General features: G+C 40.5%; 12 protein-coding genes. 6 read left to right on the forward strand and 6 right to left on the reverse strand.

Annotated features, from left to right (window positions below; all coding sequences use genetic code 11):
• Positions 1–4 precede the first annotated feature (4 nt).
• Complete coding sequence (locus CDH51_RS01615; RefSeq protein WP_100626948.1) at positions 5–889, forward strand: glycoside hydrolase family 17 protein; 885 nt, start codon at positions 5–7, stop codon at positions 887–889.
• A gap of 121 nt (positions 890–1010) precedes the next feature.
• Here the strand turns inward: CDH51_RS01615 and CDH51_RS01620 are convergent, their stop codons facing one another.
• A complete protein-coding gene (locus CDH51_RS01620; RefSeq protein ID WP_100626949.1) occupies positions 1011–1484 on the reverse strand; it encodes a hypothetical protein in 474 nt (157 codons plus the stop codon).
• 172 nt (positions 1485–1656) lie between these two features.
• On the opposite strand from CDH51_RS01620, the gene CDH51_RS01625 reads away from it, so the two are divergent.
• The 3 genes from CDH51_RS01625 to CDH51_RS01635 are packed head-to-tail and all read left to right on the forward strand — an operon-like array spanning position 1657 to position 4603.
• Positions 1657–2883 carry a sterol desaturase family protein gene (locus tag CDH51_RS01625; RefSeq protein ID WP_232724723.1) on the forward strand — a complete coding sequence of 409 codons (1227 nt, stop codon included), beginning with the start codon at positions 1657–1659 and terminating at the stop codon, positions 2881–2883.
• Between the two features lie 14 nt (positions 2884–2897).
• Positions 2898–4013: an XdhC family protein gene (locus tag CDH51_RS01630; protein ID WP_100626951.1), complete on the forward strand. Its 1116-nt coding sequence runs from the start codon at positions 2898–2900 to the stop codon at positions 4011–4013.
• Positions 4013–4603 (forward strand): nucleotidyltransferase family protein, encoded by a 591-nt coding sequence (locus CDH51_RS01635; protein WP_100626952.1) that lies wholly within the window; start codon positions 4013–4015, stop codon positions 4601–4603. Before CDH51_RS01630 ends, CDH51_RS01635 begins: the two co-directional genes overlap by 1 nt.
• Positions 4604–4629: 26 nt before the next feature.
• Here the strand turns inward: CDH51_RS01635 and CDH51_RS01640 are convergent, their stop codons facing one another.
• The 3 genes from CDH51_RS01640 to CDH51_RS01650 are packed head-to-tail and all read right to left on the reverse strand — an operon-like array spanning position 4630 to position 7670.
• Entirely contained in the window at positions 4630–5238 is a 609-nt protein-coding gene (locus CDH51_RS01640; protein ID WP_100626953.1) for a Uma2 family endonuclease, read from the reverse strand.
• A 31-nt stretch (positions 5239–5269) separates the two neighbouring features.
• A complete protein-coding gene (locus CDH51_RS01645; protein ID WP_100626954.1) occupies positions 5270–6424 on the reverse strand; it encodes a cysteine desulfurase family protein in 1155 nt (384 codons plus the stop codon).
• A gap of 55 nt (positions 6425–6479) precedes the next feature.
• Complete coding sequence (locus tag CDH51_RS01650) at positions 6480–7670, reverse strand: Gfo/Idh/MocA family protein (protein WP_100626955.1); 1191 nt, start codon at positions 7668–7670, stop codon at positions 6480–6482.
• A gap of 172 nt (positions 7671–7842) precedes the next feature.
• On the opposite strand from CDH51_RS01650, the gene CDH51_RS01655 reads away from it, so the two are divergent.
• Positions 7843–9879, forward strand: coding sequence for a glutamine--tRNA ligase/YqeY domain fusion protein (locus CDH51_RS01655; RefSeq protein ID WP_100627777.1), 2037 nt, complete (start codon positions 7843–7845; stop codon positions 9877–9879).
• Positions 9880–10000: 121 nt separating this feature from the next.
• On the opposite strand, the gene CDH51_RS01660 is transcribed toward CDH51_RS01655, so the two are convergent.
• Both CDH51_RS01660 and CDH51_RS01665 read right to left on the reverse strand, forming a co-directional pair.
• A complete protein-coding gene (locus tag CDH51_RS01660) occupies positions 10001–12163 on the reverse strand; it encodes a xanthine dehydrogenase family protein molybdopterin-binding subunit (RefSeq protein ID WP_100626956.1) in 2163 nt (720 codons plus the stop codon).
• A gap of 2 nt (positions 12164–12165) precedes the next feature.
• Positions 12166–12624, reverse strand: a complete 459-nt coding sequence (locus CDH51_RS01665) for a (2Fe-2S)-binding protein (RefSeq protein WP_024282453.1) — start codon at positions 12622–12624, stop codon at positions 12166–12168.
• Between the two features lie 195 nt (positions 12625–12819).
• Between CDH51_RS01665 and CDH51_RS01670 the strand changes: the two genes are divergently transcribed.
• Positions 12820–13941 carry an MBL fold metallo-hydrolase gene (locus CDH51_RS01670; RefSeq protein ID WP_232724724.1) on the forward strand — a complete coding sequence of 374 codons (1122 nt, stop codon included), beginning with the start codon at positions 12820–12822 and terminating at the stop codon, positions 13939–13941.
• Positions 13942–14071 lie beyond the last annotated feature (130 nt).

Genomic DNA, 14071 nt, shown 5'->3' on the forward strand with positions numbered 1-14071 from the left:
AATTATGTCATTTAATGCTGAGAAAGTATTGGCACTTGCAGGAAGAGATCTGCAGGGATTATCAAAAGAAGAATTGGCTAAATCATTCAGAGAATTGCTTCAAGATGGGCTTTATGGTTTTTGTATCAGCCCATATGAAGAAGGTCAACAACCCGGTGACACCTTAACTGAGAAGCAGATAAGAAGAAGATTAGAAATCCTGCAACCTTACACAAAATGGATCCGAACTTTTTCTTGTACAGAAGGAAACGAGCTCATTCCCGTTATCGCAAAAGAAATGGGAATGAAGACTTTGGTCGGTGCGTGGTTAGGAACAGATGACCAAATCAATCAAGCCGAAGTCGATGGCTTGATCAGATTGGCAAAAGAAGGCTATGTGGATATTGCTGCGGTAGGAAATGAGGTTATGTATCGTAAAGATTTGACAGAAGATCAACTACTAGCTTTTATTAGGAAAGTGAAAGCCGAAATTCCGAAAATTCCGGTAGGCTATGTAGATGCTTATTATGAATTTGAGCTCAAACCAAGAATCACTGATTTATGCGATGTCATTCTTGCGAATTGCTATCCATACTGGGAAGGATGTGCATTGGACTATTCCCTACTTTACATAAAGGATATGTACAATCGTGCCAAAAAAGCAGGAAATGGAAAGCCAGTACTCATCACGGAGACGGGTTGGCCAAGTCAAGGCAGCCCACTCTATGGAGCCATTCCCTCCGATGAAAACTTTTTGAAATACTTTATCAACATCCAAACCTGGTCAAAGTTGGATAATATTCCAGTCTTCTATTTCTCTTCCTTTGATGAGTCTTGGAAGGTTGGAACTGAAGGGGATGTAGGAGCCTATTGGGGTATCTGGGACAAAGATGAAAAGTTGAAATACTAAAACTCAAAGAGCTACTCGATTTCCGGGTAGCTTTTTTTGAATAAGTTGTAGCATCTCTAAAACCTGAAATATGCTTACCACAGGATCCAAAGCATCATTTGATTTTCAGGAGAAAGCTCAATTACTCTAATTCTCTCATCTTTTCTTGAAAGTCATATTGCAAGTCTTCATGAAGTCCTGATATCAACTTCTCAGCTTTTCTGATTTGAATTTCATAGAGATTTTGGATCACAGGATGGCGATGAGCAAGATATCCATTCGCTTTTAATCGCTCGCAAAAGAATAAAATCAACTCTGCCTGATCTTCCTTCTTCTTATTCAATTTCAAAAGCTTGTTCATTTTTCTACGAATAGCCTGAGCCGATTTTTTGGCATAGTAGCCATGTTGAGTATTTGCTTTTTGAAATTCCAATTCCAACTCTTCTTTTGCCATTTCTAGGAATAGTCCGGGATGATCTTTTTCATGAAGTTTAAAAAACAGGTAAGCTTTATTGTCTCTACTGAATTTACTAAGCTCAACGATCAGCTCAATAAGCTCTTTTTCAGAGTGATAAGCTAGTTCTTTCTTCAATTGTGATAAGGATGGAAATTTCATTTTCTTGGTTTATAAACTGTTGAAAGAACAATAAAACGTAAATCGAGTATTGTCCTAGATCAATTAATAAGTCCATTTGATCAAGTCTTGTTGAACAAACTTCAGGAAATAGCTATTTTTAAAATACAATAGTAAAAGTATGGAGTCCTACGGTAAAATATTATTAATCGCAATGCCAGCTTTTTTTGTACTGGTATTGTTTGAAAAATTCTGGGGAGTTTGGAAAGGCAATGACACAGTTCCTGTAAATGACATGATTTCCAGCCTAAGCTCTGGCATCACTAATGTGACCAAAGATGTCCTTGGGCTTAGCATCGTTATCATTTCCTATGATTGGTTGTTTTCCAAGTTTGCCATATTTCAAATCGAAGCAACTTGGCTAGTCTATGTAATCGCCTTTTTTGCTTTGGATTTTGCAGGTTATTGGACGCATAGAATTGCCCATGAGTATAATTTGTTTTGGAACAATCACATCATCCATCACAGCTCGGAGGAATTCAACTTGGCATGTGCTCTCCGACAAAGTATTTCTTCCATCGTAAAGATTTTTGCTGTTTTCTTGATTCCAGCTGCCTTTTTTGGAGTTCCTCCTCAAGTCATTGCCATTGTAGCACCCCTTCATTTATTTGCTCAGTTTTGGTATCATACCCGCCATATCGGCAAAATGGGTTTCTTGGAAAAAATCATTGTAACCCCCTCCCACCACCGTGTTCATCATGCCATCAATCCCGAGTATTTGGATAAGAACTACGGACAGATATTTATTTTTTGGGACAGATGGTTTGGTACTTATCAGGAAGAGCAAGATGATATTCCTGCCGTTTACGGGGTTACCAGACCTGTAAGAACCTGGAATCCTATTAAAATTAACTTCATGCACCTTTGGCTTCTGATCAAAGACGCCTGGCGCACCAAAAACTGGGCTGATAAATTCAAAATTTGGTTTATGCCCTTGGGATGGCGTCCTGAAGACGTAGCTGAAAAGTACCCTGTCAACAAAATCAGTGACGTCTATAACTTTGAAAAGTACAATCCCTTTCTATCCAAGGGCATGTTGGTTTGGAGCTTTGCACAACTGATTGTTTTGCTGCTTTTATTAAGTTATTTATTTGGAAATATTTCTTCAATTGGTACACCTGACATATTCTTTTATGGTGGTTTTGTATTCTTAACTGTCTTCGCCTACACCGAGTTAATGGATCGCAATCCAAACGCTTGGGCTTGGGAGCTGTTAAAGTCTGCTTATGCCTTTTACTTCATTTTCACGACCGGAGATTGGTTTGGATTGAATCAGTTCTTACCTGGCTCGCTTTATGTTTTTGCCGCCTACTTAGTAGTTTCCAGCTTATTTTCGATTTGGTTTTCCTTCAAAAAGGAAAGTCTTCAACTCGCTAACTGACCCGAAGGGTACATATGAAAGAATTCAAACAAATAGTTGAAGCATACGAAAATTGTAAAGAATTAGGCAAAAAGGCCGCCCTAGCTACTGTGGTACAGGTTATCGGCTCTGCTTATCGTCGTCCTGGCGCGAGAATGCTGGTTACTGAGGACGGAACCCTAACAGGAGCCATCAGTGGTGGTTGTCTGGAAGGTGACGCTCTGCGAAAAGCTCAGATGGTCATTTTCCAGCAAAAGTCCATGCTAGTGACTTACGATACCACGGATGAAGATGATCAAAAGTTTGGTGTAGGTTTAGGTTGCAATGGGATTATTCATGTTCTGATTGAGCCTTTGGATTTTCTGGATCAATCGAATCCTGTGGAGCTGATCAAAGAAGCTGTCAAAGGAAGAGAAACTTCCCTCTTGTTGACACTTTTTTCGGTTCCAAACTCGCGCTCAGAGCAAATTGGGACGGTTTTTCTACAAAAAGGGAATCATCAATACGGCAATATAGAGAAAATCCATTCGCAGCTTTGGCTCAAATTGAAGCATGAGATTCAGGCTTTTGACCAAAATACAAGTCAAATCCATGCCTATCCAGAGTTTGAGGATTTGTCTGTTTTCTTCGAGTTGGTAAGGCCCTCGGTTCGTGTATTACTTTTTGGTGCAGGTAACGATACGATTCCAGTCGCTAGATTGGCAGACCTACTAGGTTTTGAATTGATTCTGATTGATGGTCGTAAGAACATGGCAACCCCTGCCCGCTTTCCTTCAGCTAAAGAAATTATCGTCTCTCCTGCTGATGAACTGGATGGGAAAATTGATTGTGATTTGAATACTGTAGCCCTTTTGATGACTCATAATTTTGAATATGAGGTCTCTGTTTTGGCGGATCTACAGAAATATATGATTCCATATATTGGCATTTTAGGGCCTAAGAAAAAGACCGAAAAGCTAATCGACAGACTCCAAAACCAAGGAATGAATGTCAATCGAGATAACATTTATGCTCCGATTGGTTTGGAGATAGGTGCAGAAACCTCAGAGGAAATCGCTCTTTCCATTTTTGCGGAAATCAAGGCTGTCTTGAATAAAAAGCAACCGATTTTTTTACGGGATAAGCAAGGCCCCATTCATGAAAAAAGCTGATGAAGACGGGATTGATTATCTTGGCAGCAGGTTCATCTTCTCGTTTAGGTAGACCAAAGCAATTAATTGAATTTCAAGGAAAAACATTAATTCAAAGAGCTGTAGAATTCGCTGTTAAAAGTAAAGCTGACCAATTGATTGTAGTATTGGGATGGAATCCTGAACTGATTCAAAGTGGTTTTGATTCAACTCAAATACCTAGTGTATTCAATGAAAATTGGGAAGAAGGAATGGCTTCCAGTATGCAGGTTGGACTTCATTTTTTGATGGAAAAGGAACAACTAGACCAAGTAATCCTCATGTTATGCGATCAGCCTTTTGTAGATACCAAACTTTTGGATCAGTTGATTTTAGCCAAGAAAAAGAGCGGTAAAGGTATTGTAGCCTGTGCTTATTCTGACACCTTGGGAGTACCTGCTCTTTTTGATCAAAAGTACTTCGAAGAAATGCTTGCCTTAAAAGGTTCAGAAGGAGCTAAAAAGGTGATTTTGAAGAATAGAAAAGATGTTTTTAAGGTGGATTTTCCGCTTGGGGAAATCGATTTGGATACGGAGGCTGATATTGAAAAATTAAATGATTTTAAGATTTGAAGATTTCATTATCCCAATAAATTTATCTAATCGACACCCTCAAAAAAGGCCTTTAAATCCAAAGAAAACCCCTTGATTACGGCAGATTCTACCTCATCTCCTGATGTCATCATTCTAGAGGTCACATACTTTTGATCTATGAGAGTATTGATAGTAAAAGTTTGATTTTCAGGTGAAACGATCCAATACTCTTTCACTCCCTGAGACTCGTAAAGATCGAATTTGTATCGTAATTCTGTTTCATTATTGCTAGGCGATAGGATTTCCACAATCAAATCTGGAGCACCCAAACAACCTCTATCGTCCAACTTATCCAAATCCCAAATCACGCAGATATCAGGTTGAACGACGTCGAATATTTGACTGTCTTCCTTAGATTTTTTTGGAAATCGAACATCAAAGGGAGCAGAATAAACCTGACATTTTTGACTTTTTAAAAAATTACCAATTTGTAAGAATAATTCTCCTGAGATCCTTTGATGAATTCTCTTTGGAGCAGCCGCAGCTTTTTTGAAGATCTTTCCTTTGATCAGTTCAACTACCTCATCAAATTGCCAGGTCAAATAATCTGCATAAGAATAGCGACCGTATTCGACATCAGGTTCTTTTGCTATAAGTTGTTTCTTATTCTCCATACTCTAAAGATACTGATTTCAAGCATTTTACTTAAGATGAAATGACTGTCCTCAAGTCATGGATAACGGATTTTACCCAATTAAGTGTCTGATCAATGTCTGTTTCAGTAGTATTTTTCCCTAGACTAAAACGAATCGAAGCCCTCCCTAAATCCGAATCTAATCCCATCGCAGCTAATACATGACTTGGCTTAGGAGAAATAGAGGTACAGGCAGAACCAGAACTCACCGCAATTTTTTGATTGAGCCTTTTGAGCAACTCCTCTCCTTCCACTCCACCAAATGCAATATTACTTACATGCGGCAAGCGGTTATCTTGACTTCCGTTCAAATAATTGTTAGAAATCTCCAAAAGATCCTTTTCCAATTGATCACGTAGGATTTTAAGTCTATTTCTTTCCGATTCCATTTCTTTCATTCGAAGTTCTGCTGCTTTTCCAAAGCCTACAATTCCAGGCACATTCAACGTTCCGCTTCTTAGCCCTTTTTCATGACCTCCTCCATGAATTTGAGCCAGAGGTTTAGGTAATTCATGATTATGACGTACATACAAAGCCCCAACCCCTTTGGGTCCGTAAAGCTTGTGCGCTGAAATAGCCATCAAGTGAATACCTTTTGTGAAAACAGGAATTTTCCCTGCAGCCTGAACAGCATCACTCATCAAAATAATACCCTTTGAAGCCGCTAAGTGGGCGATTTTATCCATGGGATGAATTACTCCCGTCTCATTATTGGCCCACATCAGACAGATCATTTTGGTATGAGGGAGAATGGATTTTTCCAATTCCTCCAGGTCAATATTTCCCTGAGAATCAACGGATAAATAAGTGACCTCTCCTCCCCTTTTCTCAATTTCAGCAAAGGTGTCCAAGACTGCTTTATGCTCTGTCTGAGCTGTGATAAAATGTTGCTTTTCCCCTAAATAAGTTTCGAAAACCCCTTTAATTCCAAGGTTAATTGCTTCGGTAGCTCCTGAGGTAAAAATGATTTCCTTTGCCCGAGCACCTATCAAATTTGCCACTTTTTCCCGTGCTTCTTCGACCGCATTCTCAGCGACCCAGCCATAGGGATGGCTTTTGCTTGCTGCATTTCCAAAGTGATCCTGAAAATATGGAAGCATGGCTCCCACAACCTCAGGCGCACAAGGAGTGGTAGCATTATAATCAAGGTAAATTGGGTAGTTCATTGCCTGAAATTAAAAAATTCCATTCGCTAATAAATACCTACACCAAAACAAGTCTTTATCCTTTCCAGGTTTTTAATTCTCCTTGATAAAGAGATTGATTGGCTAAGGCTACCAATTTGGCTGTATTTCCGGCATTTTCAACATTACAAAGCGGAGTAGCCTTTTCTTCCAAACATCGATAATAATCCTCCAAGGCATAAATAGTCCCATCCTTGGTCGGTTCATCCACTAATTTGATCCCGTTGCGATTTTCCGTCCAAGTGATGGGGGTAGCACCGGAAACACCATCTACTTCTTGGAGTTTTGCTTTTGCTTCAGGCTCAGGATAAAAACCTCCATCATTGGTGAGTAAAGAGATCGTTCCTTGTGTCCCTTTGATTTTGAATGCATAGCCTTCGTATTGATTGCCACAGGTAGCTCCAAAATTTCCAATCATTCCTGCTTGATCGTAACGTAGTGTTACCTGTACATTGTCAAAAGTCTCTCTCCCATCTTTGTAATAATCAATACCTCCCGTGCCATAAATGCGATCTGGTACGGTATCAAAAGCCCAATTAATGAAATCCATTTGGTGAGACAGGAGCTCAGCTACTAATCCACCAGAGTACTCCTTATACATCCTCCAATTGACTTGACGCTCATATTCTGGGGAAGGAACAGGTCTTCTCCAGCTGGCATTCCGATCCCATCGTGCAGAAACCTGAGTGATTTTACCTAGCCAGCCTTTTTGGATATAATCTTTGACTTTAAAATAAAGCGGAGAGTAGCGATACTGATGACCAACTTGAATAGTTTGATTTGGATAATTTCTAACCAATTCCTGAAAGGCCTGAATTTCTTCCAAAGTAAAAAGCATGGTCTTTTCGAGATAAAGGTTTTTCCCTGCTTCTAAGACTGCTTTTGCATGTTCAAAATGAGCATTTAAAGGGGTAGAAACTACTACAGTATCAATTTCAGCACTATCCAAAAGATTTCTGTAATCTTGATACACTTTCAAGTCAGGGTATTGTTTTGCTGCTGGTTGGGCACGAAAGGGAAGCACTTCGGAGATGGCTTTGACCGAAAATTTGTCGGGCATTCTATTCATGACACGATGTAATCCTGAACCTCGGTCACCATAGCCTATGATTCCTACATGATAGATTTTCTTTCGCTTTTGGTTTAAAATGCTAGCGCCGACTCCTAGAGGAAGACTAGAAACTGCTGCTGCAACTCCGGCTTTTTGGATAAAATCTCTTCGTTTCAATTCAATTAAATTTTGGGATCATATTAAGTTTTTATCCGTAAAAAAGTAAGGAAATAATGACTATTGGTTAAATAAATCACGAAATCGATTTTTCTAAACATTCAATAGAAGAGGCTTTCATTCAGTTGCAATTCACTTCTTTTAAAGTAATTTTGACTTTCAATTTTCTATGATGAAAGAAACAGCAGAATCACTCAATTTTATAGAACATATTATCGAGGAAGACTTGAAAAACGGTTTTCCTAAGGATAAACTTCGATTTCGCTTTCCTCCAGAACCTAATGGCTACTTGCATATTGGCCATGCAGCTTCAATTTGCCTGAATTTTGGTTTGGGAGAAAAATACAATGCTCCGGTAAACCTTCGGTTTGACGACACCAACCCAGCAAAAGAAGAGCAGGAGTATGTCGATGCTATCAAGCGGGATATTGCTTGGTTGGGATTTCAGTGGGCCAATGAGTGCTATTCATCCGATTACTTTCAGCAGTTGTATGATTGGGCAATCCAACTGATCAAGGAAGGAAAAGCCTACGTAGATCAACAAACTTCTGAGGAAATTGCTGCGCAAAAAGGTACTCCTTCTACTGCAGGAACCGATTCTCCTTTCCGGAATAGGCCGGTTGCTGAAAGCCTAGATTTGTTTGAGCGGATGAAGAATGGGGAATTTCCGGCAGGATCTTACCTACTCCGAGCAAAAATCGATATGGCTTCCCCCAATATGCACATGCGTGATCCGATTTTGTATCGAATAATCAACAAAGCCCATCATCGCACAGGCTCGGATTGGTGTATTTATCCCATGTACGATTGGGCACATGGCCAGTCGGATTATGTCGAGCAGGTCTCCCACTCACTTTGTACCTTGGAATTTAAGGCGCATAGAGAGCTCTATGATTGGTACTTGGATCAGATTTATGACGCAAGCTTATTGAGACCCAAGCAGCGCGAATTTGCACGTCGCAACTTAAGCTATACTGTGATGAGCAAGCGCAAGCTTCTGGAGCTGGTTCAAAAAAATATTGTGGCTGGCTGGGATGACCCTAGAATGCCTACCATTTCCGGTCTAAGAAGACGAGGATACACCCCTGATTCTATTCGGAAATTCAGTGATTTAGCTGGCATTTCAAAGCGGGATAATGTCACAGATGTGTCATTGCTTGAGTTTTGCATCCGGGAAGATTTGAATAAAACGGCTACCCGGGTAATGGGTGTTTTGAATCCAGTAAAACTGGTGATTACCAATTATCCTGAAGGAAAGTCAGAGATTCTTCAGATGGAAAATAATCCAGAGCAGGTTGATTCTGGTACGCATGATGTGCCTTTCTCCAGAGAATTATACATTGAGCGGGAAGATTTCAAAGAAGATGGAGGAAAGAAGTTCTTTAGGCTTTCTTTGGGAAATGAGGTTCGCTTAAAAAGTGCATATATCATTAAGGCTGAATCAGTTGTAAAAGATGAATCAGGAGTTATTCAGGAGATTCATTGTACTTACGATCCGGAATCAAGATCAGGGAGCGGTACAGAAGCTAGCCAACGAAAAGTGAAAGGAACCTTGCATTGGGTTTCTATCGAGCATGCTATTCAGGCTGAAGTTCGCGAATATGATCGTTTATTTCTAGACGAAGCACCGGATAGCCATGAGGATAAAGGTTTCTTGGATTTCATCAATCCTGAGTCATTAAAGGTTATATCCAATGCGTATCTGGAACCTCACTTGGCCAATGCCACGATGGAAGATAAATATCAATTCCAACGTTTAGGCTATTTCACCTTAGACTCAGACTCCAAGGAAGGTAAACTGGTTTTCAATAAAACAGTAGGACTGAAGGATACCTGGGCAAAGCAAAATACTCCTCCTACTCCTGCTAATCAGCCTAAACAAAATCAAAAGTCTTCTCCTCAAGGTCAGAAAAAGCCATTGAACGAGATTCAACAAATCAGTAAAAAGTTGACCAACTTCTCTGGAGATAAGTTGGAAACGGCCTTATCCTCTATCGCTACCCTTGCAAAGGAAATCTCTTATGATGAATTAGAACCATTATTCAATACTGCAGCTAAGAAGGTTGGTACTCGAATTGGAGTGATGGTTGCCTTACGAGTACTACTTGAAAAGGGTGAAGAAAAAACTTCAGCAGCTGCTGAATTCATTGCAAATGGAAAGGCTGATGATAATGAGATTTTGCGGGCAGAAGCGGAGAAGATTAATTAAAAAAATTGAAAATTAGTTTAGCTAGATTGTAAAATGCCGGTTTGGCATTCACAAAAACAAAAAGCCCCTAAAATGAATTTAGAGGCTTTTTCGTGTTCTATTTATTATGATTAAATCAATTTTAAGATCTTCGAATTTCCAGTTTCACATCAGAAAATTCCTTTTGCTCGATGAATGGCTGACTTCGAAGTCTTCTGCCTGTCGCTGCAAATATGGCATTGGCAATGGCACCACCTGTAGGCGGAAGAGCAGGCTCTCCCAGACCAGTAGGATCATAACCGGAATCAACGAAGTGAGTTTCAATCTCCGGAACTTCTTTCATTCGGATCAATCTGTATAAATCGTAGTTTCTTTGCTTTGGAACACCATTTTCGAAGGTTAAATTCGTATACATGGCATGGCCCATTCCATCTACGATTCCACCTCGGACCTGATGATTTGCACCCGTAGGATTTACAACCATTCCACAATCCGTCACAGCCGTAATCTTCTTCAAAACAGGCGAACCACCCTCCATCTCAATATCTGCCACTTGAGCTACATAAGATCGGTGAGAAAAATACACGCTAAACCCTTGCTTGACATTTGGATTTTGACCCCAATTTGATTTTTCAGCAGCAGTTTTAACCACTCCTATCATTCTGTCAACATCATAGCCAAGCCTTCCTACTGGATTATTTTTGGCTCGATCTAGTAGTTCTAATCTAAATGCAACTGGATCCTTTCCTGCTTCCAAAGCCACTTCATCTAAGAAGCTTTGCTCTGCATATGCCAGAAAGTTGGTGATAGGAGCTCGCCATGCATTCGTAGTGATGCTAGAGTCGTAATTGATATTTTCGATCAATAAATTATCCACTGCACCAGAAGGGAAGTTATTCTCTCGAGTAGAATTACCCGCATTCATCCCTACTCCACGGAGCTTGTACCCAATCATGGTGCCGCCTTCATCCAATGCTGCCTCGAATCGATATCTAACAGCTGGTCTGTAAGCTCCTCCAGTGAGTTCATCTTCTCTACTCCATGTAAGTTTCACTGGAGCATTGATGGCTTTAGATATATGTACCGCCTCTTCCACAAAGTCTGCACGAAGTCTTCGGCCAAATCCACCTCCCAAACGGGTAATTTCTACCGTTACATTTTCGGCAGGAATTCCAAGGATTTGGGCAGCAGTTTGTCTAGCTCGATCAGGAGTTTGCGTGGGGCCAATCAGCTCGCAGCGATCTCCTTGCACATGCGCAAAGAAGTTTTCCGGCTCCATAGGCGAATGCGCAAGAAAAGGACATTGATATTCTGCACTCACCACTTTAGCAGCATTGGCAAATGCTGATTTAACATTACCATCTTCTCTCCTTACTTCCGCTTTGCCATTGGCAATTAAATCTTGGAATATTCGATCATGGTCAGCAGTGCTTTCTACAGTTCCATCAGGCTCATACTCCACTCGCAATAATTTTTTAGCTTTTAAAAGTGGCCAAGTAGAATCTCCAACTACTGCTACCGAATTATTGAATCTGACGACATCAGTCACTCCTGCCACTGCTCTAGCAGCGCCATCTTCAACAGATTTGATTTTCATTCCAAAAGGTGCGCGCTGAACCATGGCGTTCTTCATTCCCTCTCGATAGAAATCCAATCCAAAGAGTGGTTTTCCTGTATAAATTTCACGGGCATCCACGTTTTTCACTGGAGTGCCTATGATTTTAAAATCCTTTTTATCCTTTAAAATCACCTCTTCAGGTGTCTCCATCTGAGCAGCCTCTCCTACAAACTCACCGAAATGGCCAGATTTTCCTGAACCCTTATGCGAAATGATTCCATTCTCGACACTAATTTCCTCAGCGGATACATTCCAGGCTTTTGCAGCAGCCGCTACCAAGACATACTTGGCTGTAGCCCCTGCTTTTCTAAGCCTTTCCCAGCTATGAGGCATGGCTCCTGATCCCCCGGTGAGTTGGCGATCGTACTTTTCCGTATCCAGGTTGGCCTGCAAGACTCTGACTTTTGACCAGTCTGCATCGAGCTCCTCGGCTACAACCATGGGAAAAGAGGTTTTTATATTTTGTCCCAATTCAGGATTAGGGGAATAAATCACGACATCTCCGGATGGAGCTATCGAAAGATATGCATTGAAGTTTTTGGCATTGGCCAGTACCTGCTCGGTACTCAAAACCTCGACTTTCGGGCTATCACAGCTAGACCAGTTGAATCCTATAAATAATCCACCAGCAGTTAAGCCAGCAGCTTTTAAGAAGTCTCTTCTACTTTCTCTTTTTACAGTTTTCATAATTACATGTTTTTGGCTGCCTCTGCTACTGCTTCGCGAATCTTGTGATAGGTACCACAGCGACAAATATTTCTGTTCATCGCATTGTCAATTTCCTCCATACTGGGATTAGGATTTTGCTTCAAAAAAGCCGCCGCTTGCATAATTTGTCCTCCTTGACAGTAGCCACATTGTGCCACATCTACTTCCTCCCATGCTTTTTGTACAGGATGATCACCGTTTTCTGATAGCCCCTCAATGGTCGTTACCTCGGAGTTACCCACACTTGAGATGGGTGTCACACATGAAAAAGTAGGATTGCCATTGAGATGAACAGTGCAAGCACCACACTGAGCGATTCCACATGAAAATTTTGTACCTACTAGTCCCAGGTGATCACGAAGCACCCACAACAAAGGAGTGTCATCTTCTACGTCCACCTGATGACTCTTTCCATTTACTTTAAGATTGAAACTGGCCATGGTTCTTTTTTTTAGGTAAGTTACAAAAAATCAAGTAGCTGAAAATGCCATTGATGGAATTATACGCTGAAAAAGATCGGTAAAAACTTCTTTCCTCAATTTCGGTTTATGAGACTAATCTATGTGGGATTTATTTTTAGGTAAAATTGGTTTACTATTTGCCCGTCAATTAAATCTCTTCAATTCAAAAGAAAAGTGATTCGAAATATTATTCTAATTCCCGCAGGCTTTGTTTTTAGCCTAATTCTTTTTGTAGCGCTTTTTCTAAATCTTAATCCCCAGTTTGGAGCTAATCCAAGCAAAGAACAAGTCCAAGAATTCGAAAAGCTTCCGCATTATAGTGATGGGAAATTTCAAAATCTGATTCCTACAGAAATGAGTATGGGCTTTGCCAAAGCCATCAAACTCTTACCTGAATTCTTCAAGTCAGATCCTTCTCGTCAACCGGATTTTGAATTACCTGTTCAAAAGGTAGATTCTTTGGATTTAATAAACTCCCAACAATCTCGACTTATTTGGTTTGGACATTCAGCCTTCTTGCTTCAGCTAGCCGGTAAAAATATTTTGTTAGATCCGATGTTTGGAGATGTTCCAGCTCCACATCCTTGGCTTGGGAATGAGCGGTTTTATGATGAATTACCCATTGAGGTAGAGCAATTGCCGATTATCGACATGGTGTTTTTTTCTCATGATCATTACGATCATTTGGATTATGAATCTGTACAACTCCTGATCCCTAAAACAAAAATGTTTTATGTCCCCTTGGGCGTTGGCGCGCATCTGGAGCGATGGGGTGTGTCTCGTGAAAACATCCAAGAAATGGATTGGTGGGAGGAGGATTCCTATGAAGGAGTTTCAGTAGCATTTACTCCAAGTAGACACTTTTCAGGCCGGGGCTTGTCCAATCGGTTTAGTACGCTATGGGGTTCTTGGGTGATTTCTACCACTTCAGAAAGCATTTATTTCAGTGGAGACGGTGGCTATGGACCTCATTTTCAAGAAATCGGTGATAAATATGGACCTTTTGATTTGGCACTTTTAGAATGTGGCCAATACAATGAAAACTGGAAAGAAATCCACATGATGCCTGAGGAGACCGCACAGGCTGGTCTGGATTTGCGAGCCAAACAAATCATGCCAATTCACTGGGGAGCATTTCGACTAGCTATGCACAGTTGGACGGATCCTATCGACCGTCTATTACCAAAAGCTGAAGAGCTAAAAGTAAAAGTCCGAACGCCAATGATCGGCTCATTCCTTTATTTCAATGAAGAACAATCTCAAAACAGCAAATGGTGGCTAAAGCCTTCTGAGTAAAAGATATTCGACTTATTTCATTATCAGCTAACAAAAGCCAAGACCAAGCTTGAAGATAAATGAATACACTTCTTTGTTCGATTATTAAGCATTTTTCCTAATTTGAAACTTTGTTTAACATCAAATAAAA

It is taken from the genome of Algoriphagus formosus, from assembly GCF_002807035.1.
Classification (GTDB): domain Bacteria; phylum Bacteroidota; class Bacteroidia; order Cytophagales; family Cyclobacteriaceae; genus Algoriphagus; species Algoriphagus formosus.